The sequence below is a fragment of the Nocardiopsis sp. NPDC006198 genome, assembly GCF_040613895.1.
In the GTDB taxonomy this organism is placed as follows: Bacteria; Actinomycetota; Actinomycetes; order Streptosporangiales; family Streptosporangiaceae; genus Nocardiopsis; species Nocardiopsis tropica.
The window spans coordinates 1-25,132 of record NZ_JBEXSY010000021.1 but is presented as its reverse complement, the minus strand read 5'-3'; the positions used below and the strand labels follow the sequence as shown (position 1 = coordinate 25,132).

Genomic DNA, 25,132 nt, shown 5'->3' with positions numbered 1-25,132 from the left:
CGTGCGCTCCCTCGTCCGTCCCGCCCAGTACGCGGCCCTCGCGTTCTACGTCCTCTTCCTGGGCTTCCCGCTGCTGTGGCTGATCTCGGCCTCGGTCAAGTCCTCGGGCGAGCTCAACTCGCTCACCGTGAGCCTGCTGCCGCAGGAGTGGCACTGGGAGAACTACGCGCAGGCGCTGGCCCGGCAGGGCCTGGTCCGGTCCGCGTGGAACAGCGTGTTCGTCGCCCTGGTGTCGACGGCGCTCGTCGTCCTCGTCGCGCTGCCCGCGTCCTACGTCCTGGCCAGGCTCAAGGGGAGGGTCCGCACGGCGGGCGTCGGCTGGATCCTCGTGAGCCAGGTCTTCCCGGTCATCCTCGTCATCCTGCCGCTCTTCCTCGTCCTGCGCACCATCGGGCTCACCGACAGCCTCGTCGGCCTGACGCTCGTCCACACGACCTACACGCTGCCGTTCGCCCTGTGGATGCTCCAGGGCTACGTGTCCGGCATCCCCGTCGACCTGGAGGAGGCGGGGGCCATGGACGGCGCGGACCGCCTCACGGTGCTGCGCCTGATCATCCTCCCCCTCCTGGCCCCGGGCGTCGTCGCCACGGCCATGTTCAGCTTCGTCTCCTCGTGGAACGAGTTCTTCTTCGCCCTCGTGCTGCTCCAGTCGCCCGAGAACTACACCCTGCCCATCACGCTCAAGATGTTCATCGGCGGCGAGGGCAAGGTGGCGCTCGGGCCGCTCGCGGCGGGATCGGTGCTCGCCGCGATCCCGAGCATCGTCTTCTTCTCGATCATGCAGAAGAAGCTCACCGGCGGGCTCATGGCCGGCGCGGTGAAGGGATGACCCCCGCGACCGGCTTCCACCGGCACCCCCCGACGAAAGGTAGACCCATGCAGACACGCGTCGTGTCCGTCGCCGCGGGACTCTCCGCCACGGTACTGCTCCTCACCGCCTGCGGCTCCGGCGAGGGGGACGGCGGCCCCGTCACCCTCGAGTTCCAGTCCCTCTCGGACCAGCCCGCCGCCATCGAGGCGACGGAGAGCATCGTCGCGGCCTGGAACGAGGCCAACCCCGACACACAGGTCGAGATCGTCCCCGCCGGCTGGGACGGCGTCTACGACAAGCTCATCACCCAGTTCAACGGCGGCGCCGCGCCCGACATCATCCACTACGAGGCCGCCGGCGTCGTCCCCTTCGCCGTCGACGGCTACCTCGCCGACCTCTCGGACCACATGTCCGAGGCGGCGCGCGGCGACATCCCCCCGGGCGTCCTCGACTCCGTGACGGTCGACGGCCAGGTCATCGCGTACCCGACCGAGATGCAGTCCTACGTGGTCTTCGCCAACCGGGGCATGCTGGAGGACGCGGGCGTCGACATCCCCACCGGCGAGACCACGGCCTGGGAGGACCTGCGCGAGATCGCGCTCGCCGCGACCACCCCCGACGCCCACGGGCTCGGCTGGGGGCTGTCCAGCCCCACGGCCGTGTTCATGGCCATGGCCCCGGCCTTCGGGGGGACCTACTTCGAGGGCTCCGGCCCCGACGCCGCCCTGGCGATCGGGGAGGGGGAGATGGCCCTGCCCGAACTCGTCGACGCCATGGCCCACGAGGACCGGTCGATCCTGCCGGTCACGCTCACCCAGTCGGGCACGGAGGCGCTCCCGTCCTTCTACGCGGGCGACGTCGCCATGACGGTCCAGGGCTCCTTCCAGGCCGCCAACATCGCCGCCGACGCGCCCGAGGACCTCGACTGGGTCGTCCTCCCGCCGCTGGAGGGGCCCGCGGGCCCGTGGCAGGCCGCGAACCCGCAGACGCTGTCGGTGAACATCGACTCCGAGCACGTCGAGGAGTCCGCCGCGTTCATCGAGTTCTTCACCTCCACCGACAACCTCGCGGCGCTCAACGAGGCCGACTCGCTCATCCCGGCGACGACCTCCGCGAGGGAGGTCATGGGCTCCTCCCTGGAGGGCGAGAACGGCTGGGACGCCGTCCTGGCCTCGGGCGAGTACCTGGAGTCCTCCCCGTACCTGTTCGTCGACGCCTACGCGCAGTGGAAGGACACGGTCGCGACCCCCGCCTACCAGCGCTTCCTCGCCCAGGAGATCGATGCGGACGGCCTCGCGGCCGAGCTGGAGAACGGCTGGGAGGAGATCACGCGGTAGGGACCCGGAGCGGCCGGGGGCGCCACGCCCCCGGCACGGGGAGTCCCGGGCGCGTCCCGGGACGGACGAGTGGGCGGGCCCGCGAAGACGGGCCCGCAGCGCAGACGAACGACGACAGGGGAGTGGGCCCATGACCTGGCTGGACGACCGAGCGGTGGCCGTGATCACCGGAGCGGCGGTGGGAGACGCCCTGGGCGGCGCCACCGAGGGGTGGACGCCCGAGCAGATCGAGGAGCGCCACGGCGGACGGGTGACCGGCATCGTCGGACCGTGGTACCCGGACTGGCGCAACGCCCGCCCGATCGCGCCGTACCACAAGGGCGACGGACACGTCACCGACGACACCCTCATGACGCGCGCCCTGGTGGAGGTCTACGCGAAGCGGCGGGCACACCTGGACGCCTACGCGGTGGCCGAGGACCTCGTCCCGCTCATGATCGGCGAACCGCGCTGGGTCCCCGAGCTGGAGTCGACCGCGCTGCTGCTCCAGCGGGTCTTCCTCGCGGAGAAGTGGATGGTAGCCCGGATCCACTACGGCCACGTCGACCCCCGCGAGGCGGGCGTCGGCAACGTCGTCAACTGCGGCGCGGCGATGTACGTCGCGCCCGTCGGCCTGGCCAACCCGGGCGACCCCCGGGGCGCCTACGCGGAGGCGATCGACCTCACCGGCGCGCACCAGTCCAGCTACGGGCGCGAGGCCGCCGGGGTCTTCGCGGCCATGGTCGCGGCCTCCGTGGCTCCCGGGGCCGCCCTCGACGACGTCGTCGCCGCGGCGCTCGACGTCGCCCACGACGGCACCGCCGCCGCGCTGCGCGCCGTCGTCGGGGCCTTCGACGGCTGGGACGCCCCGCCCCGCACCGACGAGGAGGAGCGCGCCCTGGCACGGCTCGTCCGCGAGACGGTCGCCCCGTTCGACTCGGTGGGCCCGGCCTACCGGCAGATGTCGATGGACGCGCGCCGCCCCTCCCGGACCAAGGCCATCGAGGAGCTGCCCGCCGCGCTGGGCCTCGTCCTCGGGCACCGGGGCGACTACCGGGGCGCGGTGCTCGGCGCCGTCAACTACGGCCGCGACGCCGACTCCATCGCCGTCATGGCGGGCGCTGTCTGCGCCGGCCTCGGGGGGACGACCGCCGTCCCCGCCGACTGGCTCGACGCGGTCGAGGAGGCGAGCCGCATGGACATCCGCGAGACCGGCCGCCTCATGGCCTCCGCCGCCGCCGACATCCTGCGCGCCGACCGTGAGCGGGCCGCCGCCCGCCTGCGGGACATCGACGCGATCGACCGCGCGCCGGCCGCGGTCCCGGCGGGAGGGACGGCGTGAGGCTCACCTGGGCGCAGCCGGAGGACCTGCTCGCGCACGAACTCGTCCAGTCCGCCGCCGAGGGGCGCGACGTCGCCGCGATCCGGGACCGGTGGGCCGACGCCGGGGGCGACCCCGTCCCCGCGGTGAGCGGCGCCGGACCCGTGCCCGCCTCCCCGGAGCTGCGAGAACTCGCACGCGCGCTGCTCGACGAACTGGCAGCCCTGCCCGTCCCCGCCGCCCCCGGCGAACCCGACGACTGGGCCGGCGTCGAGGCCGTCCTGCCCCCGGCGCCGCGGCAGCCCGCACCCGGCGGCGACCTCCGCGAGCGGATGCGCGGCGCCTGGACCGGCCGCGCCGCGGGATGCCTGCTCGGCAAACCCGTCGAGAAGATCCCGCGCGAGGGCATCGAGGAGATCCTGCGCTCCACGGGGCGCTGGCCGCTCGACCGCTGGTTCACGGCCGTGGGGCTCCCCGACGGCGTCGCCGCCCGCTGGCCGTGGAACCGCCGCAGCGCGCCGACGTCCCTGGAGGAGAACATCGACGGGATGCCGGAGGACGACGACCTCAACTACCCCATCCTCGCCCTGGCCCTCCTCGAACGGCACGGGCGCGGGTTCACGACCGAGGACGTCGCCCAGCTCTGGCTCGACAACCTCCCGGCGGGCCGCGTCTTCACGGCCGAGCGCGCCGCCTACCGCAACATCCTCGACGCGCGCCCCGTCCCGGAGACGGCCACCCACCGCAACCCGTTCCGCGAGTGGATCGGGGCGCTCATCCGCGCCGACGTCCTCGGGTGGGCCAGCCCCGGCGACGTGCGCGGGGCCGCCCGGCTCGCCTGGACCGACGCCAGGCTCAGCCACACCCGCAACGGCGTCTACGGGGCCATGTGGGCGGCGGCGCTGGCGTCGGCGGCGATGGTCCACGACACGGTCGACGGGGTCCTGGACGCCGCGGACGCGGCCGTCCCGCCGGACAGCCGCCTCGCCGCGGCCGTCCGGCTGGGACGCGACGCCGCCGGGGAGGGGGACGTGCGCGCCGGGCTCGACCGGCTCCACGACGCCTACGGCGACCTGCACTGGGTGCACGTCCTCAACAACGCGGCCGTGATCGCGTACGCCCTCGCCCGCGGCGCGGGGAAGTTCGGCCCGAGCGTCGCGCACGCGGTGACGGCCGGGTGGGACACCGACTCGGCCGCGGCCACCGTCGGCGGCGTGGTGGGCGCGCTCCGGGGCGCCCGGGGCATCGGCGCCCGGTGGTCCGACCCGCTCGACGGCCGCATCGCGACCTCGCTACCGGGGGGCGAACAGCGGATCGACGACCTCGCCGCCCGGACCGCGGCCCTCGCGGCCCCCGCCGCCACGACCGAGAGGAGCACGCCGTGACCTACCTGTTCGACCCGCTCGTCCCCCGCCCGATCGACCTCCCCACCGAGGTGCCCCTCGACGGCGAACCCTCCGCGGACCGGCTCCGGGCCCTCGACGAGGCCAAGGTCTTCGCGGCCCCGGCGGACCCCGCCGACCGCCCCGCCTGGCGGGAGCGCCTGCACGCGTGGCGCGAGGACGCCCGGACCCGCCACGGCTACCGGGGCGCCGTGTACGAGCACCCCGGGGCGGCGTGGGCCGCCCGCTGCCACACCGTCGCGCAGGTGTGGCTGTGGGACGAGCTGCTGTACTCCTTCGACGAGCACCGCTTCACCCCCGAGCGCTTCCTGGCCGACGCCCGCGAGCGCTTCGGCGGACTCGACGCCGTCGTGCTCTGGCACGCCTACCCGGTGATCGGCCTGGACGACCGCAACCAGTGGGACCACTACCGCGACGTGCCCGGCCTGGCGGGCCCCGGGGGCCTCGTCGAGGCCCTCCACCGCGCCGGACTGCACGTGTTCGTCGACTACAACCCCTGGGACGTCGGCACCCGTCGGGGCGCCGACGACGTCACCGAGCTCGCGTCGCTCGTCGCCGACCTGGACGCGGACGGCGTCTTCCTCGACACCCTGAAGAAGGCCGACCCCGACCTCGTCGCCCGCCTGGACGCCGCCCGGCCCGGCGTGGTCCTGGAGGGCGAGTCGAAGCTGGCCGTCGAGCGCATCGAGGACCACGCCACCTCGTGGGCGCAGTTCTTCGCCGACTCGCCCGTGCCCGGGGTGCTCAGGGCGCACTGGTACGAGCGGCGCCACATGCAGCACCACGTGCGCCGCTGGCACCGCGACCACTCCGAGGAGCTCCAGTCGGCCTGGCTCAACGGGGTCGGCGTCATGGTGTGGGAGGTCGTGTTCGGGGTCTGGGTCGGCTGGTCACCGCGCGACGCGGCCACCGTGAGCCGGATGACGGCCGTCCAGCGCGCCGCGGGCGACCTCCTCCTCGACGGGGAGTGGACGCCCCTGGCGGAGCTGGCCCCCGAGGCGGAGGCCGCCGGCGTGTACGCCTCCCGGTGGGAGCTGGACGGCCTGACCCTGTGGACGCTCGTCAACCGCGGCGAGGCCGACCACACGGGCCCGGTGCTCGCGCCCGGGGACGGCGCCCGGGCCCCCGGAGGCACGCTCGTCGACCTCACGGGCGGCGGGCGGGCGGAGGCCGGACACGTGACCGTGCCCGGACGGGGCGTCGCCGCGCTCCTGCACGTCGCGGACGGCGCCCCCGAGCCCGAGTGGCTGCCCGGCCTTCTCGACCTGCTCGCCGCCGCGCCGCACGACCCCGACGCGCGGTTCCGGCACCGCCTCGCCGCGCGACTGCGCCCCGCGGCCCCGGAGACCGGCGCGGCGGGAACCCCCGCGACGAACGGCCCGGACCCGGACGCCGCCGTGGTGCCCGCGGGGCCGTACGTCCTCACCGTGCGCTACCGCGCACGGGAGACGGGCATGTACCAGGGCGCCCCGTACGTGGACGAGTGGAAACCCCTCCCGCCGCGCCTGCACGACGCGCGCACCCTCCAGAGGGACGGGGCGCTGGCCGCGCCCGTCGCGGTCGCCGCGAGCGAGGCCACCAACGCCGAGTTCGCCGCGTTCCTCGACGCCACCGGCTACGAGCCCGCGTTCCCGCACCGCTTCCTCGCGCACTGGGAGGACGGGCGCCCCGCCCCGGGCACGGAGGACGAACCCGTGTCGTTCGTGGACCTGGACGACGCGCGGGCGTACTGCGCCTGGCGCGGCGGACGCCTGCCCACGGAGGACGAGTGGCAGCTCGCCGGCGAGGCCGGCGGACTGCGCCGCGGGACGCCGGCCGTCTGGAACTGGACCGAGAGCGAGCACAGCGACGGCCGGACCCGCTTCGTCATGCTCAAGGGCGGCGCGGACTACGCCGCCGAGGGATCCGAGTGGTACGTCGAGGGCGGGCGCCACGCACCCGACCGCAGCGTCAAGCTGCTGCTGCCCGGCCTGGGCCTGGCCCGGGGCGCCACCGTCGGCTTCCGCTGCGCGTGGGACCTGCCGGACACAGACCTTCCCGGAACGGCGCCCTCCGCCTCGGCGCCGGAGCGCACCGGGGAGGTGGTCGCGTGACCGTCTCGCGCGACCCCTCCTCGGGCGCACTCGCCGGCCTGCGCGTCGTGGACGCCTCCACGCTCTTCGCGGGCCCCATGGCCGCCATGCACCTGGGGGACATGGGCGCCGACGTCGTCAAGGTCGAGCACCCCACCCGCCCCGACCCCTCGCGCACGCACGGCGCCGCCAAGGACGGCGTCAACCTGTGGTGGAAGACGCTGGGGCGCAACAAGCGCACCGTCACCGCCGACCTCGGGAGCGGGGGCGGGCGGGAGGTGTTCCTCGCGCTCGCCGCGGAGTCCGACGTCGTCGTCGAGAACTTCCGCCCCGGCACCCTGGAGCGCTGGGGGCTGGGCTACGACGAGCTCAGCGAGCGCAACCCCGGGCTCGTGCTCGCGCGCGTCAGCGGGTTCGGCCAGATCGGCCCGTACCGGACGCGGCCCGGCTTCGGCACGCTCGCCGAGGCCATGAGCGGGTTCGCCGCGATGACGGGCGAGCCCGACGGGCCGCCCACGCTCCCGCCGTTCGGACTGGCCGACGGCGTCGCCTCGCTCGCCACGGCGTTCGCCGTCATGGTGGCGCTGTCCGCCCGCGCGGGGACCGGGCGCGGGCAGGTCGTCGACACGGCGATCATCGAGCCGATCCTGGCCGTGCTCGGACCCCAGATCACCCGCTGGGACCAGCTGGGCACGGTCCAGCCGCGCACCGGCAACCGCTCGTCCAACAACGCGCCCCGCAACACCTACCGGACCGGGGACGGGCACTGGGTGGCCGTCTCGACCTCCGCCCAGTCGATCGCCGAGCGCGTCGTACGGCTCGTCGGCCGCCCCGACCTGGTCGACGAGCCCTGGTTCGCGCGCGGCACCGACCGGGCCCGCCACGCCGACGAGCTCGACGAGGCGGTCGGCGGGTGGATCGCCCGCAGGACGCGCGACGAGGTCGTCGCCGCGTTCGAGGAGGCCCAGGCGGCGGTCGCCCCGGTCTACGACGCGTCCGACATCGTCGCCGACCCCCAGTTCCGGGAACTGGGGACGGTCCACGAGGTCGAGGACCCCGAACTCGGGCCGATGCTCATGCAGGGCCCGCTGTTCCGGCTGTCGGACAACGACGGCGTCGTGCGCTTCACCGGCCGCCCCCACGGCGCGGACACCGACGAGGTCCTCGGCGAACTCGGGTTCGCGCCCGAGCGCATCGCCGAACTGCGGGAGCGGGGGGAGGTGTGAGCGGCGTGGCGCGCGACCCGGGCGCGGCGCCTCCCCTCACACTCCTGTACGTGCCCGCCGACCGGCCGGACCGGGTGGCGAAGGCGCTCGGCTCCGCCGCCGACACGGTGCTGGTCGACCTGGAGGACGCCGTCGCCCCCTCCCGCAAGGACGGGGCGCGGCGCGACGCCGTGCGGCTGCTCGCCTCCGCGACCCGCCCCGTCCAGGTGCGGATCAACCACCGCTCCACGCCGTGGCACGACGCCGACGTCGCCGCGCTCGCCGGGCTGCCCGCCGGCGTCGGGGCCCGCGTGCCCAAGGCCGAGTCGGCCGAGGAGGTGCGGGCGCTCGCCGACGCGCTGCCCGGCCGCGCCCTGCACCTGCTCGTGGAGTCCGCGCTCGGGGTCGAGCGCGCCTTCGACCTCGCCTCGGCATCGCCCGCGGTGGCCTCGGTCGGCCTCGGCGAGGCCGACCTGCGCTCGGACCTGCGGGTGGACGGGGAGGAGGGCCTGGCCTGGGCGCGCGCCCGTGTCGTGAACGCGGCCAGGGCGGCCGGGCTGCCACCGCCCGCGATGTCGGCGTACACGCGCGTGCGCGACCCCGAGGGCCTCGCCGCCTCGTGCCGCGCCGGGCGCGCGCTCGGCTTCTGCGGCCGCACCGCGATCCACCCGGCTCAGCTCGACACGATCCGGGCCGCGTTCCTGCCCTCGCCGGACGAGGTGGAGCGGGCGCGCACGGTCCTGGACCGCGTCGGCGGGGCCGCCGACGCGGGGACGGGGGTGGTCGTCCTGGCCGACGGGACCTTCCTCGACGCCGCGATGGTCGAGCGTGCGCGCGCGGTGCTGGCCCTGGCGGGTCGCGCCGCCTCCAGGTCGGTGGAGACGGCTCCGCCCGGGCCGGGCCCCGTTTTCTGACGGGGGCACCGGTGCCCGACCGCTTGCTGCTCGGCTCAGGAGCCCGTGTCAGGGTTCGTGTATGAGATCTCGACCCCCCGAGCCCTCTGGGCCTGCCCTTGCCGCGTTGGGCGCGTTGCTGGACCGCTTCCTGATCCAGATCGCCGACGCCGCCCACGACGCGCGCACGTTCGACCGGGAAGCCATCAGGGCCGTCGCCGACGTGTGGGACAACAACACCTTCCCCCTGTTCCGCGCCGCGACAGGTCGGACCGGTCGTGAGAGGGAACGGCGTGCCCGAGCGGCCCTGGAGTGGATGTCGAGCCTGGAGCCCCGGCGCCGGGCCTGGCTGCTGGAGCAGGGGGCGGCGGCCGGGCACCGGATCGACGCACTGGTCCCACCTCCACCTGCGCGCCCCGACGGGCATGGGCGCGACTACAGGGGAACGGTCCGGCCGGCGTACTCCCGGTGGACGCCGCAGACACTGACCGAACTGGCCGACGACTACGCACTGGACGCGGCCACCCTCCGCCACCTACGCATCGAACGTGACGGCACCCGGCTCGGTGGTTTCCTCACCCTGGAACTCGCCCGTTCCTACGACCCTGGCGACGGCGGAGCCCGGGTCCCCACACTCGACGTGTCCCTGCACGACCTCGCCGAAGCGGACGTCGATACCGGGACCGAGCCCGGGGTACGGCTGAACTGCAACGCACGCGGAGCATCGGTCGGTCTCGGCGCCCGCGGAGTGCTACGGGCACGGTCGGCTTCGCTGCGGCTCGACGACCCCTTCTGGCACCTGTCGGGTGCGGGCCGCCGGGCCGACACGCAGGTCCCGTCCCGCAGGGGCAGAACCAGGGCAGATCATCCACCACAGGCGGGGAAGCTGTCGCCTTCGGCGTGGGGCGCGGCCGTCTTCCTCAGTACGGCGATGGTGCACATGCGCTCGGTCCACGCCCTGCCGGGAGCCTTGGGTGTCCCGGTGAAGGCCTACTGCCGGGCCCTGCGGGGAGCTGGACAGGACGTCCTGGCGGCAGGAGCTCTTCCGCGGCGACAGCGTGAGGTGGCTTTCCGCTCCCTGGTGGTGCGGTGGCTCCACCGTGGAGGGGTCGGACTGGTGCCGTGGTGGAAACGGCTCCTCCAAGGCGTTCCGGGCGCCGCGGAGCTGATACGTGAGGTGCACCGAAGCCCTCTCATGTCTGGCGCGGACCCGGCCGTCCCCGACTCCGACCGCGAGGTCACAGGTCTCCCCGATCGGACCGAACTGCGCCTGGTCTCCTACACGACCGGACACGCCGATCGGGGAACCCGACAGGGTGCCCAGGCCGTCGTGCAGCTGGCCGTGCCCGGACACGAACCGGGGGCGTCGTGGCGGTTGGAGGGTCTGGTCGCGACCGATCCCGTCCGGCTCCGGATGGGCACCGAGGCGTTCGGCGGGCCCCTGCGCTTTCGCGTCGACGGGAAGGAGACGGAATCGCAGGTCTTCGTGGGGGGCGACGATGTCCTGGTCCTGGCCGCTCGCGCCTGGAGCAGGGAGCCCTCGTCGTACTGACCTGACCGGGTGTTGTACGCGGCCGGTGGACGGAAGCACCGGACATAGTCCTGTAGGCAGTTACAGAGGATGAATGCGGGGCTGGTCGCATCAGTGCGATGGTTCCTCGAAAGTGAAGCAGTGCACTCCGCATGGACCGGGGTTTGTGGCGCTCCCGGCAGGATTCGAACCTGCGACCATCGATGAGAAGATGGAATGGTGTCCGATGGCATATCGTGAGGTCACGCGAAGTACACTTATCCCATTTTTTGCCCCGGCCTGCGGGCCCTGCAGGAAATGACCCGGCCATGGAGACCCAAATATCGCTGCAGTGCTGGCCGCCTTTCCCCCGGGGTGGGACGAACGGTGATGGACCAGCACCGAGGGCACCACCTCGGTGGATGGGTGCCCTCGGTGGTTTCGCTGTGAAAAGGAGGTCGGAGACAGGCAGAATGCGACGGAACCGCAGGCCGGGGTGTGGGGTCGGAGGCAACAGCAGTGTGCTCGGATGTGTAAATGCTGGGCATGTCCCTGCCGATGCGGTCGGCGTTCAGGCCGGGAGGGCGTCGTGGTCGGTGTGCGGGTTCCTGACCCCGCGGTGCTCACCGTGCGCACTCAGAACGTGCGTACCCTTAACCCGGCAACGGACAGCTCCATCCTCGCGTCAAACAGGGAAGCCAATCTTTCGATACTCCACCGACTGTAGAACTCCTATGAATTCGCAATCTCCGGTCTCCCGGTCTACTCTGATGGGGGCATTTCCAATAAAGCGCTCCTTCCACTTGCCCTCCTTGAGGAAGCCGATCGAATCCCAGGGTACGATCACATATTTTTCGTGGCAGAAAATATCCTGCTCTGAGATCATGCCTCCGTGAAAGGTTTCTTCATTGCTCTCATCTCTGAAGAATTCTTTGGCAATTTCAATAGCTTCTTCTTTTTTCATCATGGGTGTGTGTCCTTATCGGCATGTAGTGGCGCCAGGCGTTCACGTGGGATGCGATTCCAGTCTATGCATCCAGGAAGACAAATCCACCCTGGTCCGTTTCGCGATCGAGCCTCCTGGTGACTGGGGCGACACCGGTGCGAGGCCGAGGGCTCGATCGCCTGGCCGGGCTCTTGTCGAAGGTTGAATGTGCTCCGGGGGGCGCAGGGACCCCACCTTTCGGGCCATGCTCGGCATTGCCTGCATGCTCTTTTTTTGCAAACACCCGTCCAGGCATGCCAATGGCTATCGATGTGATCCCTAGACCGGGTATCCCATGTCCCTGTAGTCCAGGACCTGTATGATGTCGATGAATTCGCATGCACCGGTTTCCAAATTTACCCTAATCGGGGTATTTCCTACTAGGCCATCCTCTATTTTTCCTGTCTTCAGGTAAGAAATTGTGTTATAGGGGACAATGAGGTGGTTTTCATGTTGAAATGATTTTTCGCGCATGGTCTTCACGTAATTGTACTTCCATTCTCTTGATTCTGACTCAAGAAATTCCTCGGCCTTGATGATGGCAACTTCCCGATCTAGTTCCGACATCTAGTTCCTCCTGATGAGATAGTAGTAGCGCCAGCTGCCGATGTGGTCTACGATGCCTCTTTGGTTGCGAGTCTCCAATAAACCAGGCACGAGACATCGTGTCCAGCGAGCTGGGCCACGCGACCATGTACTTCACCCAGGACACCTACCAGTCGGTGTTCCCGGACGTGGCCAAGGCGGTGGCTGAGGCCACCGCCGCGCTGCTACGCGGCACCTCGGCTTCGGCCGGGTAACCGAACCGGCGAGCGCACCACGAGCCACACGGCACCACCGACCCCAGGCCATTCCACGGGTTCACCCTGGCTGGCCTAGGGTTTCCTTGCGCCGGGGGCGGCAACCCACCGGATCAAAGGTCCCCTGAATTGTTCCGTATTCTGCATCAGCCACCACTCCGGTTTCTTCTGAAACCGGTGGCGAGATCGCATTTCGGGTGATCTGGTCATGTCTCTCTGGAGTGGAAATAAATCACATGAAGGAAAAATGCTGTCATGTGCGCAAGGTTGCACACCTTGCGAACCTGGTTTTCTCGCCGTCGGATTGTGGGAGGAACTTGGTGCGCTTTCGTTGATCGGGTGCGGGATATGAGGAGTTCGCCCGAAATGCTCAAGAAGATCCCCGGTGTGCTTGCTGCCCTGATGGCGCTCATCCTCCTTGGTCCAATGCCACAGGCTCATGCCGAACATGTTCTGCCACTGGTCGAGGCTGAGGACCACTACGCGGAGATCAACGGGGTCGAGTACAGGCCATCGCAGGAGCGTTCTCAGACATGGGCGGCCTGTGGGGTGCAGGACGACAACCACAAGCTTGTCCGTAGTTTTACTAAAAACGGTGGCCCCTCCGGGAAAATTGCTTATCTCAAGTGCGGGTCGCCGGGTTGGGGTTATCGACACATTCAGGACAGACATATGGGGGATTGGAGCAACATCGCCGTTCAGATAGGCGACAACTGGAGGTCGTTCGCTGACTTCGCGATCGAGCAGATTCTGATCGCGCCTGAATCCTCTACCTACAAGTCCGGGAACGACACCTATGCTTTCACAGCGCCAGTGCAGATCCGAGACAGTGGCGGAAACGTTGTCAGTACTTACCGGCCTTTGGTCTCCGTCGCCAACGAGTCACGCAATATCATCACTGCCTACCCCCGGCGCGGGTAGGCGTTGGAGGGCTCATGGACGACACATACCTGTTCACCGAACTCGTGCGTCGGCTCAACCTGGATGAAGGCTCAGCCGACGAGGCCACCCGCCGGAGAAGTGTCCTGCTTCGCCGGTGGCAGGGTCGTGACCTGGACCCGCCGTACATGCTGCATGTGGACCCGCCGACGCTGGGAGAGCACCTGCGGTCCATGGAGGGCATCAGCGAACTGTTCCCCGGCACTGCTCCCGAGATCGGTGCGCTGCAGCTGTTCCTCGTCCACATCGGGGAGGCCGTCGAGACCGCTCCGCAGGGCCACCGGCACTTGGTGATCGGTCCGGCCGGGATGTACGCGCAGCCAGATGCTCCACCGCGGACCGACCGCGGCGTTTAACGCAGGTGTTTCGCGCCGAGTTCGATGGAGGCCCTGAAGTGTGCCGGGATCGTCTCCCGTCGCCCGGCCTGTGTCCTGGACCTGGGGTGGGACCTATGGTTTGTGCGTCACCGGGTTCGGTGTCCGCTCGTCGTCCAGGATCGAGTGGACGATGGAGTCGCGCCAGGCGTTCCGGGTCCACAGGTGTCGCCGGATCCGTCCCTCCTCCACCATCCCGGTCCTGAGCATGACGCGCTCGGAGGCCTGGTTCTCCGGAGAGCGGGCGCCCCATATCCGCTTGAGCCCCAGTTCGTCGAAGCCGAGCCGGAGCAGGAGTTCGACGAGTTCGCTACCGAACCCCCGCCCCCACAGGTCCGGTCGCAGGGCGAAACCGATCTGCGCGCTGTGGGGGCGCTCGTCCACGGCCAGGCGCGCGGCGCCGACGAGCTCCTCCTGCCGCGCGACAGCGAGCATGTAGACGCCCCTGTCCTCCCGCTCGGCATCGGTCATCGCAGCCTCCACGACGGTCGCGCACTGTTCCCCGGTGCGCGGTGTGAAGGACAGGTGCCGCACCGCCTCCGGGTCTCCGTAGACCCGGAGCAGGCCGTCGACGTCGGTGGGGCGCAGTTCCCGGAGGGTGAGCCTGGTACTGGAGAGTTCGACTGGGTGCATGTCCGGCAGGCTAGCGACCCGAGGCACCCACGACGGAGGCCCCGGGCACGGCGTTCGCCGTGCCCGGGGCCTCCGCGGAGGGGTCCGCCCCCGATCAGGGGGGGCGGACCGGGACCCACCACCCCCCGGCTACCCGACAACCTCCGTCTTCTCGGCGGCCTCGGCCTCGGCCCGGCTCCGCCGCGCCGAGCGCATCCGGGCGACGGCGACCAGGGCCACGGCCGCGAGGATGACCGTGTAGATGCCGATGGTGATCGGTCCGGAGAAGAGCGCGCCCACGTCCCCCTGGCCGATGGCCAGTGCGCGGCGGAGCTCCGTCTCGGCGAGCGGGCCCAGGATGACCGCGATGAGCACCGGGGCCACCGGGATCGAGTACCGCCGCATCATGAACCCCAACAGCCCCAGCAGGATCAGGAGCCACAGCTCGATCACCGAGTAGGACGAGGCGTAGACCCCCAGCACCGCGAAACCGGTGATGCCGGCGTACAGGTAGCGGCGCGGGATCAGCAGGAGCTTCGCCCACAGCGGTGCGAAGGGCAGGTTCAGGATGAGCAGCATGACGCTGCCGATGAACAGGCTGGCCAGGAGTGCCCACACCAGGTCGGCGTTGCGCTCGAAGAGCAGCGGCCCGGGCTGCATGCCGTACTGCTGGAAGGCGGCGAGCATGATCGCCGCCGTGGCCGAGGTGGGCAGGCCCAGGCCCAGCAGGGCGCCCATCGCGGTGCCCGCCGTTGCGCTCGCGGCGGTCTCCGGGGCGGCGACGCCCTCGATGGCGCCCTCGCCGAACTCGTCGGGGCGCTTGCCCCTGCGCGCCCGCAGCTGGGACAGCTTGCGCTCGGTGCCGTAGGCCAGGAACGTGGGGATCTCCGAGCCGCCCGCCGGGACGGCGCCGAAGGGGAGACCGAAGCCCAGTCCGCGGATCCACGCGGGCACGGCGCGTTTGAGGTCGCGCACACTGAGCCAGGGGGTGCCGCTGGTGCGCAGGAGTTCGGTGTTCCCGCTTCCTCCGCGGTGCACGCGCGAGGCCACGTGGAGGACCTCTCCCAGCGCGAGCAGGCCCACGGTCACCGTGATGATGCTGACCCCCTCGAACAGGGAGGGGATGCCCAGGGTGAAGCGGGCCGCGCCGCTCTGGGAGTCGATGCCGACCATGGCCAGGGACAGGCCGATGGAGAGCGCGATGAGGCCGCGCACCATGGACTGGGCGACGACCGCGGAGGTGGCCAGGAAGGCGAAGACGGCCAGCGCGAAGTACTCGGCGGGGCCGAAGCGCAGGGCGATGTCGATGATGACGCCCGAGAAGAACGCCACCACGGCCGTGGAGACGACCGCGCCGATGAACGCGCCGATCGCCGACGTGGCCAGGGCCTGGGAGGCCCTGCCCTTGAGCGCCATCTTGTGGCCCTCGATCGCCGTGGCGATGGCCGAGCTGTTGCCCGGGGTGTTCATCAGGATCGAGGTCGTGGAGTCGCCGAAGAGCCCGCCGTAGTAGACGGCGGTGAACATGATGAACGCGCCCGTGGGGTCGAGCTTGAAGGTGACGGGCAGCAGCAGGGCCACCGCCATCGCCGACCCCAGGCCGGGCAGGACGCCGACCGCGGTGCCGAGCACGACGCCGACCAGCGCCCACAGCAGGTTCTCCGGGGTGAGGGCGGCCGCGAAGCCGCCCCCGAGAAGTCCGAGCGTCTCCATGTCAGAGCACCCCTCCCAGGATCCCCGCGGGGAGTTTCAGGCCCAGGCCGGCGACGAACGCCAGCTGGACGACGGAGGAGTAGACCAGCGCCACGCCGGCCTCGAACACGGGACGCCGCTTGTCGCCGAAGGCCCAGGCGACGCCGAAGAACAGCAGGGCCCCGGACAGCAGCCAGCCCACCGGCTGCAGCAGCAGGGCGAAGAGCGCGACCGAGCCGATCACGATGCCGACCGTGCGCCAGTCGCTGTGGGTGGCGGGCGCGCCCGCCGGGGGCCGCTCGCCGTCGACCAGCTCTCCGACGGCTCCGGCCTGGTCGTGCGCCCTGGTCTCGGTGTCGGCGGGGCCGCTCTCCGGCTCCGGGGCGGGGCGCCGGATCACCTGGACGGCGAGTGCCGTGCCCAGGACCACCATCAGGACCGCGACGACGGAGGGGAAGAACTGCGGCCCCGGCGAGGCCGAGTTGTCGGGCACGTGCATGGTGAGCGTCTGCTCGCCGAGGAAGAGGCCGATGCCGATGGTGAGCAGGCCGACGAAGATCTCGCTCCGCCCCCTCCACCAGTGCCGGGCCGGCCGCGCGGGGCGCGGTCCGGTCTCGGTCCCGCGCGGTTCCGCGGGTGTGCTGCGCAGGCTCATGACAGTCCCAGGTCCTGTGTGACGGTGGTGATGCGGTCGATCTCGGCTGCGAGGAACTCCTCGAACTCCGGTCCGGACTGGAAGGTGTCCTCCCACCGGTTGCGTTCGAGGGTGTCCTGCCACTCGGGGGTGCGGACCATCTCCTCGACGATGGCGGTCAGCTCCTCGCGCTCGGCGTCGCTGATGCCGGGCGCGGCCATGAAGCCGCGCCAGTTGGGCAGCACGGCGTCCACGTCCTGCTCGGGCAGGGTCGGGTGCTCCTCCAGCCCCGGCACCCGTTCCTCCGCGGAGACGCCGAGGACGCGGAGGTTGCCCGCCTCCACCTGGTCGCGGAACTCGTTGTAGCCCGAGACGCCGACGTCGATGCTGCCCGAGAGCAGGGACGTGAGCGCCTGGGCCCCGCCCGCGAAGGGGATGTAGTTGACGCTCTGGGGGTCCACCCCCCGGGACTGGGCGGCCAGGCCCGCGAGGAGGTGGTCGGTGCCGCCCAGGGAGCCGCCGCCGACGGCGACCGAGCCCGGGTCGTCCTCCCAGGCCGCGACGAGGTCGGACATGTCCTCGAACGGGGAGTCCTCCCTGACCACGAACACCTCGTAGTCGTCGGCGACGCGGGCGATGGGGACCACGTCCTCCAGGGTCTGCGCCGAGTCGTTGACGATGATGCCGCCGATCATGACGGTGCCCGTCGTCATCAGGGTGGTCGCGTCGCCCTCCCGGCGGACCGTCTGGGCGAGGCCGATCGTGCCGCCGGCCCCGGGGAGGTTCATCACCTGCGTGTTCTCGACGATGCCGTTGACGCGCAGGGAGTGCTGGGCCTCGCGCGCCACCAGGTCCCAGCCTCCGCCGGGGTCGGCCGGGACGACGATGTCGACCCGGGCCCGGGCCTCGGACGCGCCCGTGTCGGAGAGCGCGGCGTTGGCCGCGGCGGCGCCGACGACGAGGACGGAGGCCACCGCTCCCACCGAGCGGAGGATCCGCTGGTTCTTCATCCTTCACTTCCTCTCGACCCTGTGGTCCACCAGGTGGACCAGGAGGGCCGCTTGCTGGTTCCGAGAATGATGCGGGTCACAATGGCTCCTGTCAACGGGAGGATGACACGCGCCCGTAACGTGTTCGTCGCGGTCCGGGTGTACGCGCCTCTTCCAGCGACTTTTTTCACGGCGCGGCGTCCGGGGCGGGGGTGCCCGTCGCGGGCGGGCCTGTACGGGAATCCGCCCCGTGCGCTAGGCTGTCGCCGCGAGTCCACCTGATGGATCAGAGAGACCACACAGTGGACCACTGGCGAGGAGGAGACATGCCGGGAGGCGACGCGGACGGCTCCGTGCGCAGCGTGGCGCGCGCACTGGACCTGCTGGACCTGTTCGACGAGACGCACCAGGCCCACACCGTGCGGGAGCTCACCGAGCGGACGGGTCTGGCCAAGACGACCGTCCTGCGACTGGTGGGAACCCTGGAACAGCGGGGGCTGCTGTGGACCCGGCCCGACGGCCGGATCGGGGTGGGCCCCGGACTGCTGCGGTGGGCCCGCCTGGCCCACGCGGTCTGGAGGGTCCCCGAGGCGGTCCGGGCGGTGATGCGCGAACTCGTCGCGGACACCGCGGAGACCGTCAACCTCTACGTCCGCGCGGACGCGGTGCGCGTGTGCGTCGCCCAGGAGGAGGGTCCCCAGCGGCTCCGCCACGTCGTGAACACCGGTGACGAGATGGTCCTGTGGGGCGGCTCCGCCAGCAAGGTCCTCCTCATCGGCGCCCCCGAGTCCCTGCTCCTGCGCGTCTCGGCGGCCTCGCCCCACGGCCCCGGGCACCTCAACCGGCTCAAGGAGGAGGTGGAGCGCGCCGCGCGGCTGGGCTACGCGGTCAGCCACGGCGAGCGCGAGACCGGGGCCTCCGGCGTCGCCGCCCCCGTGTACGGACCGGACGGCGCCGTCCCCGTCGCGGCCCTGGCCGTGGGCGGGCCCACCGCCCGCTTCACCGACGCCGCGGTCGAGAGCTTCACCTCGGCCGTCGTCGGCGCGGCGGGGCGCATCACCGGCATCGGGCTCGACCCCCTGGGCGGGCCCGCCGGCCCCGGAAGGACGGCCCGATGAGCGCGGCGGAACAGCCCGAACCCCTGCTGGCCGGGGTCCGCGTCCTGGACATGACCAACGTCCTGGCCGGACCCTACGCCGGCTACCAGCTGGCCCTCATGGGGGCGGAGGTGGTCAAGGTCGAGGTGCCCGGCAGCGGGGACCTGGCCCGGCGGCTCGGAGCCGCCCCCGACCTCAGCGCCCGGGGCCTGGGCGCGTCGTTCCTGGCGCAGAACGCCGGCAAGCGCTCCCTCACGCTCGACCTCAAGTCCCCCCGGGGCGGCGAGGTGATGGAGCGGCTGGTCCGCGGGTCCGACGTGCTGCTGGAGAACTTCCGCCCCGGGGTCCTGGAGCGGCTGGGCTTCGGCTGGGAGCGGCTGCGCGGGATCAACCCCCGGCTGGTGTACTGCGCGGTCTCCGGGTTCGGGGCCGACGGCCCCATGAGCGGGCGCCCCGCCTACGACCAGATCGTCCAGGGGCTCTCGGGGATGATGAGCGCCACCGGCACCCCGGGGACCGGGCCGCTCCGGGCCGGCTTCCCCGTCGCGGACGTCCTGGGCGGCCTCGCCGCGGCCTTCGCGGTCAGCACCGCGCTCGTGCGGCGCGAGCGGACCGGGATCGGCGCCAGCGTGGACGTGTCCATGCTGGAGACCGCCATCACCGCCATGGGGTGGGGGGTCTCCAACTTCCTGACCACCGGCGTCGAGCCGTCCCCCATCGGCAACGAGAACGCCACCGCCGCGCCCTCCGGCACCTTCGCCGCGGCCGACGGCGCGCTCAACATCGCCGCCAACAAGCAGGAGCAGTTCGAGACCCTGTGCGCCCTGGTCGGCGCGCCCCACCTGGCCTCGGACCCGCGCTTCGCCCGCCGCGAGGACCGCAAGGCCCACAGGGACGCCCTGCGGGAGGAGCTGGAGAAGCACCTCGCCCGGCGCACGGCCCGGGAGTGGGAGCGGGAGCTGTCCGAGGCGGGCGTCCCGGCCGCCCGCGTCCTGAGCGTGGCCGAGGCGCTGGACCTGGACCAGGTGGAGCACCGGGGCCTCGTGCACACGCTCCCCTTTCCCGGGGAGGAGGGGCGCGAGCTGCGGGTCCTCGGCAGCGGGGTGCACGTGGACGGGGCCGCCCTCGCCCCGCCCGGACCGCCCCCCGTGCTCGGGGAGCACACGGCCGAGATCCTGCGCGAGGCGGGGTTCGGCGACGAGGAGATCGACAGGCTGCGCGAGGAGGGAACCGTATGAGCGACCCCGGCCAGGAGTCCATGACCCGCCGCGAGATCGGGAGCTGGTGGTCCACGGGGGTCATCAGGATCGCCCCGGGCGAGATCGAGCCGCGCGGCTACCCCGTCCAGGAGCTGATCGGGCAGGCCTCGTTCGTGGACACCGTGTGGCTCATGCTGCGCGGGGAACTGCCCGACCCCCGGCAGTCCCGCCTGCTGGAGGCGGCTCTGGTCGCCGCCGTCGACCACGGCCCCCAGGCGCCGTCGATCGCGGCCGCGCGCATGGCGGCGACCTGCGGCGTCGGCCTGAACAGCGCCGTCGCCACCGGGGTCAACCTCCTCGGGGACGTCCACGGCGGAGCGGGCCAGCAGTGCGTGGAGCTCCTGGAGCGGATGGCGGCCCTGCGCGCCGGGGACGCCCCGGTGGACCGCGTGGCCGCCGACGAGGTGGCCGGGTACCGCGCCCGGGGGGAGTACGTGCCCGGGTTCGGCCACCGCTTCCACCCCCGCGACCCCCGCCGCGACCCGCTCCTGGGCCTGGTCGGGGCGGCCGTCGAGGAGGGCGTGGTGCCGGGCGGCCCCCTGGAGTCGGCCCTGGCCCTCGAAGCCGCCCTGTCCGAGGGGCGTGCGAGACCCGTCCCCATGAACGTGGACGGCGCCACGGCGGTCGTCTACGCGTCCCTGGGGTTCCCCGCCGAGCTGGCGCGGGGGCTGTTCGTGCTCTCCCGCTCCGTCGGGATCCTCGCCCACGCCTGGGAGGAGCACGGGTCGGGCGCCCGGATCAAGGGGCCGCTCCCCCGGTCGGTCCTGGCGGAGTACACCGGGCCGCCGACCCGCCACGTCCCCGCGGACCGGGGGGCCTGAGGGCCGGTCCCGTCCCCGGAAAGGTGCACGGCTCCGCTCCGCCTTTCCGCCGTGATCTTGTACCTATAGCGAGGTTGGGCGTCGAGAACGTCTATAGGTACAAGATCATCGGGGTCGGGGCCCCTCACATCACATCGGCGACGTTTTCGGCCACGGCACCACGGGGCCCTGGTCGGCGCCGACCGCCCCGGTCCGGGGCTCAGGGGGTCCGGAAATCCCGGGCCCCGGGGGCCAGCGCGGCCAGCGCGGGCGCCGCCACGCACAGCACGGCGCACGCCAGGAGCACCGGCCCGGCGCCGAAGGCCTGCGCGGCCGGGGCGATCAGGGCCAGGCCCACGGGCGCGAGCCCGTAGGAGAACAGGAAGTCCAGGGAGGAGACCCGCGCGAGCTTGCCGGGCTCCACCTCCCGCTGCGCCGCCGTGAACCACGGGACGTTGAACAGCTCCACGCCGACCCCCACCACCGCGTACGCGGCCATGACCGCCAGGGGGCCCACGGGCAGGATCAGGCTCAGCGGGGCCAGGCCGTAGAGGGCCAGCCCGGCCAGGGCGGTCCACCCCTGGGCCGGGGGCCGCCACCGGGAGACCAGCACCGCGCCGAGGAGGGCGCCGCCGGTGTAGGCGGTGAGCGCCCCGGCCAGGACCGCCTCGGTCCCGTAGTGGTCGCGGCTGGCCAGGGGGAGCAGGACGTTGGTGGCGGAGTAGCCCAGGGCGATCACCACGGTGAGGGCGCCCAGCCCGGCGACGAACCAGGGGTGCCTGCGGGCCTCGGCGAGCCCTTCGAGGAACTCGGTGTGGAAGGCGGCGCGGGGTGCCCGCTCCCCGGTCCCCGCCGCGGCGCCCGCCGGGGGCAGGAGTGCGGCCGCGAGCCACAGCGCGGCCGTGACAAGGAGCAGGGCTCCCGTGCCGGTCACCGTCGACAGCAGCGCGGTCAGCCCGGGGGCGAGCAGGGTGGCGCCCCGCACGGAGAACGTGAGGGCCGCGTTGGCCTGCTGCCGGTCCTCGGGGTCGACGACCTCGGCGGTGAGCGCCTGGAACGCGGGGCGGCAGGCGCCCTGGCCGACGCCCACCACGGCCGCCGCCGCTGCCATGAGCGCGGTGGAGGTGCCCAGCCCCAGGGCGAGGACGGGTGTGGCGGCTGCCGCCGCGAGCCCCGACCACAGGACGACGGACCGCCGGGAGTGGCGGTCGGCGAGCAGCCCGCCGAGGGGGACCGCGACCAGGAAGCCCGCGGTCCGCGTGGCCAGGACCAGTCCCAGGCCCACGGCGCCGAGGGAGCCGTCGAGCACCGCCAGACCGAGGATGAACGGCAGGGCCCAGGTCGCCAGGCCCGACGCCGTGGTTCCGCACCACAGGCGCACGAAGGCGGGGTCGAGGAGGGGGGAGCCCCGTAGCCGGCGGGGATCGGTCTGGTTCGGCGTCGTCGTTGACACGCGTGGTCTCTCGCTCTCTGGCGGTTCGGCAGGGGTCTGTTCCATCTTAGTGAAAACGATAACCACTAACGCTCGTATTCACATCGCCGCCATCTGCTGACAATGATTTTCATTTCCCCTATAGTCGTCATCGCCAGAGCCGCCCCTGCCGCCCCGCGCGGTCGGTCCGGTGTCCGAGATGCGACCTGGGGCGTGTGTGCCGGCGCCCCGTGTCCGCATTCCGAGACGTACCCCTCCGCCGTCGAAAGGACCCGCGTGGATCCCTCCCTGATCGCCCAGCTCCCTCCCCCTCTTCCGGCCGAGCAGATCATCGGCATGAACCAGCCCAAGGCCGACCTCCGCACCCACCGCACCTACACCTGGAACGGATGGGACTTCACCGTCCCTCCCGGCGTGTTCATGCCGGGGGAGACGAGCCGGATGATCCACCAGCGCCTCCTCGACGGCGACATCGCGGTGCGGGGCAGGCGCTACGCCGCGATGGGGGTCGGCCTGGGGGTCGAGACCGCTGTGGCGGGCCTGCGCGGAGCGGCGCGGGTCTACGCCGTGGACGTGCACGCCGACAGCGTCCGCGCGGCCGGGGACAACTACCGCAGGCTCGTCACCGGCGCGCAGGCGCCGGAGTTCGTCCCGGTCGTCTCCGACGTCTTCGCGGGCTTCCCCGAGGGCCACCAGGCGGACGTCGTCACGTTCAACCCCCCGGCGGTCAGCCAGCCGGTGAGCGACGACCCCGACGTGGTCCGCAACGTGTGCGCCGGAGCCGCGGTCACCGAGGCCTTCTTCTCGCAGATCGCCGAACGCGACCTGCTGGCCCCCGGCGGGGAGGTCTACCTCATCGTGTCCAACACCGCCGACCTGCGCCGCATCATCGGCCACGCCGCCGACACCGGGTTCAGGGCCCGGATCCACCACCTGCACGACTGGGAGGACGGCGTCCTCACCCACCTGTTCCGGCTGACCCGCGGACCCGCCGGGGCCGGGGACGGCGCCCACCAAAGGGAGGCCGTCCGATGAAGGACCTCGACGCACTCTTCCGGTCGGTGCTGGCCGAACCCGACCTGCCCCCGGCGACCAGCGTGTTCTGGGTCCACCACGGCACCCGGCTCGCGGGGGGAGGGGTCACCTACCTCAACCAGTACGTCCTGGTCAGGGTCGGCCGGGCCTTCGGCGCGTGCGCCTTCGAGCAGGGCGCCCTGGACCCCGCGGTCTGCGCCGAGGCGTCCGGCGCCCCGCTGCGCGACCTCCTCCTGCACGGGCCGCTCCCGCTGCGGCTCGCCGCCCTGGACGCCTACCTGGGACAGGCCTCGCCGCACGCCGAGGACCCCCGCGCCGAGGAGGTCGTCCTGCCCCGGGGCACCCCGGAGGAGCGGGCCCTGGCCCGCGACGCGGCCGTCGCCGGTCTCGTCCCCGAGCCCGACGGCCGCAAGGTCGGCCTCATCGGCGTGGTGAACCCCCTCGTCGCCGCCATCCACGAGAGGGGAGGGCGCTGTCTTCCCTGCGACCTGAACCTGCGGAGCACGCAGTGGGGCGACCCCGTCACCCCGGACATGGAGGAGGTCCTCTCCGAGGCCGACGCCGTCGTCGCCACCGGGATGACCCTGGGCAACGGGACCTTCGACCGCATCCTGGAGCGCTGCCGCGAACGGGACGTCCCGCTCGTGGTCTACGCGCAGAGCGGCGCGGCCGTGGCCCGCGCGTTCCTCGGCGCGGGCGTGAGCGCCCTGTCGGCCGAACCCTTCCCGTTCTCCCAGTTCAGCGCCGACCCGACCTCCCTCTACCGCTACCGGGCCCACGGTGCGGACCGGAGAACGGCCGGGGGAGGGGAGGGGTGACCGTGGACGAGCACTTCTCCGAGGCCGTCGGCAGACCCGACCTCATCGACCTGGGCGGGGGGCTGGCCTGCCTGCGCTTCGAGTCCATGAAGGTGGCCTCCGCCGTGGCGGCGGTCCGCCACCTGCTCGACACGGGGGCCGTCCGCCCGGGCGACACCCTCGTGGACAGCTCCAGCGGCATGTACGCCCACGGCCTGGCCCTGGCGGCCCACCGCTACGGCCTGCGCTGCCACATCATCGGCTCCACGACGGTCGACCGGACCCTGCGCGTCCAGCTCGCCGTGCTCGGGGCCACCCTGGAGCAGATGCCGCCCTCCGACGACCTCCGGCTCGACCAGAACCGCCGGGTGCGCAGGGTCCGCGAGGTGATCCGGGACAACCCCGGGTTCCACTGGATGCGCCAGTACCACGACGACGTCCACGCCCTCGGCTACCGCGAGGCCGCCGACATGATCGCCCGGGAGACGGGGGGCGAGCCGCTGACCCTGGTGGGCGGCGTGGGGACGGGCGTCTCGACCGGGGCCCTGGCCCGCTTCCTGCGGGAGAGGGAGCCCGGCACCGCGCTGGTGGGGGTCCAGCCCTTCGGCAGCGTCACGTTCGGCGGCGACGGCGTCGAGGACCGGGACATCATCATCGCGGGCATCGGCAGCTCCATCCCGTTCGGCAACGTCGACCACTCGCTCTACGACACCGTCCACTGGACCGGGTTCTCGGCCGCACTGGCGGGGACCGTCGACCTGCTCCGCCGCCACGCGGTGTTCGCGGGGCTCTCCACCGGGGCGGCCCACCTCGCGGCGCGGTGGGAGGCCCGCCGCAGCCCGGGGCGCCGCGTCGTGTTCCTGGCGCCGGACACCGGCCACCGGTACGTGGAGTCGGTGTTCGCGCGCCACGGGGAGGCCGCGGCGATCGAGGACCTGGCTCCGCGGGAGGTCCTCGACCCGGACGACCTGGAGCTCCCGTGGTCGCGGATGGAGTGGAAGGGGGCCGCGCCGCCCTCCCGCGCCGTCCACACCGACGACCTGGTCACGTCCCTGGAGGGGTGAGGACACCCGCCGGAGTCCCCCTCCGGCGGGCGCCTCCCCGTGCGCGTGCCCGCGCAGCACCAGACCATTGCGGAGCTCTCGGGCGAGACGCG

General features: G+C 72.3%; 23 protein-coding genes and 2 pseudogenes. 17 read left to right on the top strand and 8 right to left on the bottom strand.

The features are described 5' to 3' along the window. Position 1: 1 nt before the first annotated feature. From ABZ234_RS16370 to ABZ234_RS16335, 8 genes are all read left to right on the top strand, one after another. Complete coding sequence (locus tag ABZ234_RS16370) at positions 2 to 829, top strand: carbohydrate ABC transporter permease (RefSeq protein ID WP_355012599.1); 828 nt, start codon at positions 2 to 4, stop codon at positions 827 to 829. A 47-nt stretch (positions 830 to 876) separates the two neighbouring features. Beyond that, on the top strand, positions 877 to 2,148 hold the full coding sequence (locus ABZ234_RS16365; RefSeq protein ID WP_355012598.1) for an extracellular solute-binding protein: 1,272 nt from the start codon (positions 877 to 879) through the stop codon (positions 2,146 to 2,148). A gap of 130 nt (positions 2,149 to 2,278) precedes the next feature. After that, positions 2,279 to 3,469 (top strand): ADP-ribosylglycohydrolase family protein, encoded by a 1,191-nt coding sequence (locus tag ABZ234_RS16360; RefSeq protein WP_355012597.1) that lies wholly within the window; start codon positions 2,279 to 2,281, stop codon positions 3,467 to 3,469. Next, the gene (locus ABZ234_RS16355; RefSeq protein ID WP_355012596.1) at positions 3,466 to 4,833 is read left to right on the top strand and encodes an ADP-ribosylglycohydrolase family protein; all 1,368 of its coding nucleotides are present in this window, start codon (positions 3,466 to 3,468) and stop codon (positions 4,831 to 4,833) included. The genes ABZ234_RS16360 and ABZ234_RS16355 overlap by 4 nt, the downstream gene beginning before the upstream one ends. Next, on the top strand, positions 4,830 to 6,944 hold the full coding sequence (locus tag ABZ234_RS16350) for an SUMF1/EgtB/PvdO family nonheme iron enzyme (protein ID WP_355012595.1): 2,115 nt from the start codon (positions 4,830 to 4,832) through the stop codon (positions 6,942 to 6,944). The genes ABZ234_RS16355 and ABZ234_RS16350 overlap by 4 nt, the downstream gene beginning before the upstream one ends. Beyond that, positions 6,941 to 8,149: a CoA transferase gene (locus ABZ234_RS16345; protein ID WP_355012594.1), complete on the top strand. Its 1,209-nt coding sequence runs from the start codon at positions 6,941 to 6,943 to the stop codon at positions 8,147 to 8,149. Before ABZ234_RS16350 ends, ABZ234_RS16345 begins: the two co-directional genes overlap by 4 nt. A gap of 5 nt (positions 8,150 to 8,154) precedes the next feature. After that, a complete protein-coding gene (locus ABZ234_RS16340; protein WP_355012593.1) occupies positions 8,155 to 9,042 on the top strand; it encodes a CoA ester lyase in 888 nt (295 codons plus the stop codon). A 61-nt stretch (positions 9,043 to 9,103) separates the two neighbouring features. Further along, positions 9,104 to 10,573, top strand: coding sequence for a hypothetical protein (locus ABZ234_RS16335; protein WP_355012592.1), 1,470 nt, complete (start codon positions 9,104 to 9,106; stop codon positions 10,571 to 10,573). 146 nt (positions 10,574 to 10,719) lie between these two features. On the opposite strand, the pseudogene ABZ234_RS16330 reads toward ABZ234_RS16335, so the two are convergent. From ABZ234_RS16330 to ABZ234_RS16320, 3 genes and pseudogenes are all read right to left on the bottom strand, one after another. Then, positions 10,720 to 10,827: pseudogene (locus ABZ234_RS16330) on the bottom strand. Positions 10,828 to 11,216: 389 nt separating this feature from the next. Further along, on the bottom strand, positions 11,217 to 11,498 hold the full coding sequence (locus ABZ234_RS16325) for a hypothetical protein (protein ID WP_355012591.1): 282 nt from the start codon (positions 11,496 to 11,498) through the stop codon (positions 11,217 to 11,219). Between the two features lie 297 nt (positions 11,499 to 11,795). Beyond that, positions 11,796 to 12,083, bottom strand: coding sequence for a YrhB domain-containing protein (locus ABZ234_RS16320; protein WP_355012590.1), 288 nt, complete (start codon positions 12,081 to 12,083; stop codon positions 11,796 to 11,798). Between the two features lie 95 nt (positions 12,084 to 12,178). On the opposite strand from ABZ234_RS16320, the pseudogene ABZ234_RS16315 reads away from it, so the two are divergent. The 3 genes and pseudogenes from ABZ234_RS16315 to ABZ234_RS16305 all read left to right on the top strand — a co-directional run. Beyond that, positions 12,179 to 12,316, top strand: a pseudogene (locus ABZ234_RS16315) (site-specific integrase); the annotation flags it as partial. 366 nt (positions 12,317 to 12,682) lie between these two features. Continuing rightward, on the top strand, positions 12,683 to 13,237 hold the full coding sequence (locus ABZ234_RS16310; protein WP_355012589.1) for a hypothetical protein: 555 nt from the start codon (positions 12,683 to 12,685) through the stop codon (positions 13,235 to 13,237). A 14-nt stretch (positions 13,238 to 13,251) separates the two neighbouring features. After that, positions 13,252 to 13,611 carry a hypothetical protein gene (locus tag ABZ234_RS16305; protein WP_355012588.1) on the top strand — a complete coding sequence of 120 codons (360 nt, stop codon included), beginning with the start codon at positions 13,252 to 13,254 and terminating at the stop codon, positions 13,609 to 13,611. A gap of 93 nt (positions 13,612 to 13,704) precedes the next feature. Here the strand turns inward: ABZ234_RS16305 and ABZ234_RS16300 are convergent, their stop codons facing one another. The 4 genes from ABZ234_RS16300 to ABZ234_RS16285 all read right to left on the bottom strand — a co-directional run bounded on the left by ABZ234_RS16300 (position 13,705) and on the right by ABZ234_RS16285 (position 17,577). Further along, positions 13,705 to 14,262: a GNAT family N-acetyltransferase gene (locus tag ABZ234_RS16300; RefSeq protein WP_355012587.1), complete on the bottom strand. Its 558-nt coding sequence runs from the start codon at positions 14,260 to 14,262 to the stop codon at positions 13,705 to 13,707. 129 nt (positions 14,263 to 14,391) lie between these two features. Then, positions 14,392 to 15,954, bottom strand: coding sequence for a tripartite tricarboxylate transporter permease (locus ABZ234_RS16295; protein WP_355012586.1), 1,563 nt, complete (start codon positions 15,952 to 15,954; stop codon positions 14,392 to 14,394). 1 nt (position 15,955) lies between these two features. Next, a complete protein-coding gene (locus tag ABZ234_RS16290; protein ID WP_344177439.1) occupies positions 15,956 to 16,588 on the bottom strand; it encodes a tripartite tricarboxylate transporter TctB family protein in 633 nt (210 codons plus the stop codon). After that, positions 16,585 to 17,577: a tripartite tricarboxylate transporter substrate-binding protein gene (locus ABZ234_RS16285; RefSeq protein WP_355012585.1), complete on the bottom strand. Its 993-nt coding sequence runs from the start codon at positions 17,575 to 17,577 to the stop codon at positions 16,585 to 16,587. Before ABZ234_RS16285 ends, ABZ234_RS16290 begins: the two co-directional genes overlap by 4 nt. A gap of 305 nt (positions 17,578 to 17,882) precedes the next feature. Between ABZ234_RS16285 and ABZ234_RS16280 the strand changes: the two genes are divergently transcribed. From ABZ234_RS16280 to ABZ234_RS16270, 3 genes are read left to right on the top strand one after another with little or no spacing between them, the layout of a single operon-like run. Beyond that, positions 17,883 to 18,674 (top strand): IclR family transcriptional regulator, encoded by a 792-nt coding sequence (locus ABZ234_RS16280; protein ID WP_344177433.1) that lies wholly within the window; start codon positions 17,883 to 17,885, stop codon positions 18,672 to 18,674. Next, complete coding sequence (locus ABZ234_RS16275) at positions 18,671 to 19,891, top strand: CoA transferase (RefSeq protein WP_355012584.1); 1,221 nt, start codon at positions 18,671 to 18,673, stop codon at positions 19,889 to 19,891. The genes ABZ234_RS16280 and ABZ234_RS16275 overlap by 4 nt, the downstream gene beginning before the upstream one ends. Beyond that, a complete protein-coding gene (locus ABZ234_RS16270) occupies positions 19,888 to 20,733 on the top strand; it encodes a citryl-CoA lyase (RefSeq protein ID WP_355012583.1) in 846 nt (281 codons plus the stop codon). Before ABZ234_RS16275 ends, ABZ234_RS16270 begins: the two co-directional genes overlap by 4 nt. A gap of 199 nt (positions 20,734 to 20,932) precedes the next feature. On the opposite strand, the gene ABZ234_RS16265 is transcribed toward ABZ234_RS16270, so the two are convergent. Then, a complete protein-coding gene (locus ABZ234_RS16265) occupies positions 20,933 to 22,165 on the bottom strand; it encodes an MFS transporter (RefSeq protein ID WP_355012582.1) in 1,233 nt (410 codons plus the stop codon). A gap of 255 nt (positions 22,166 to 22,420) precedes the next feature. On the opposite strand from ABZ234_RS16265, the gene ABZ234_RS16260 reads away from it, so the two are divergent. The 3 genes from ABZ234_RS16260 to ABZ234_RS16250 are packed head-to-tail and all read left to right on the top strand — an operon-like array spanning position 22,421 to position 25,040. After that, positions 22,421 to 23,179 (top strand): methyltransferase, encoded by a 759-nt coding sequence (locus ABZ234_RS16260; protein WP_355012581.1) that lies wholly within the window; start codon positions 22,421 to 22,423, stop codon positions 23,177 to 23,179. Next, on the top strand, positions 23,176 to 23,997 hold the full coding sequence (locus tag ABZ234_RS16255; protein ID WP_355012580.1) for a DUF364 domain-containing protein: 822 nt from the start codon (positions 23,176 to 23,178) through the stop codon (positions 23,995 to 23,997). Before ABZ234_RS16260 ends, ABZ234_RS16255 begins: the two co-directional genes overlap by 4 nt. A gap of 2 nt (positions 23,998 to 23,999) precedes the next feature. Further along, entirely contained in the window at positions 24,000 to 25,040 is a 1,041-nt protein-coding gene (locus tag ABZ234_RS16250; protein WP_355012676.1) for a pyridoxal-phosphate dependent enzyme, read from the top strand. Positions 25,041 to 25,132 lie beyond the last annotated feature (92 nt).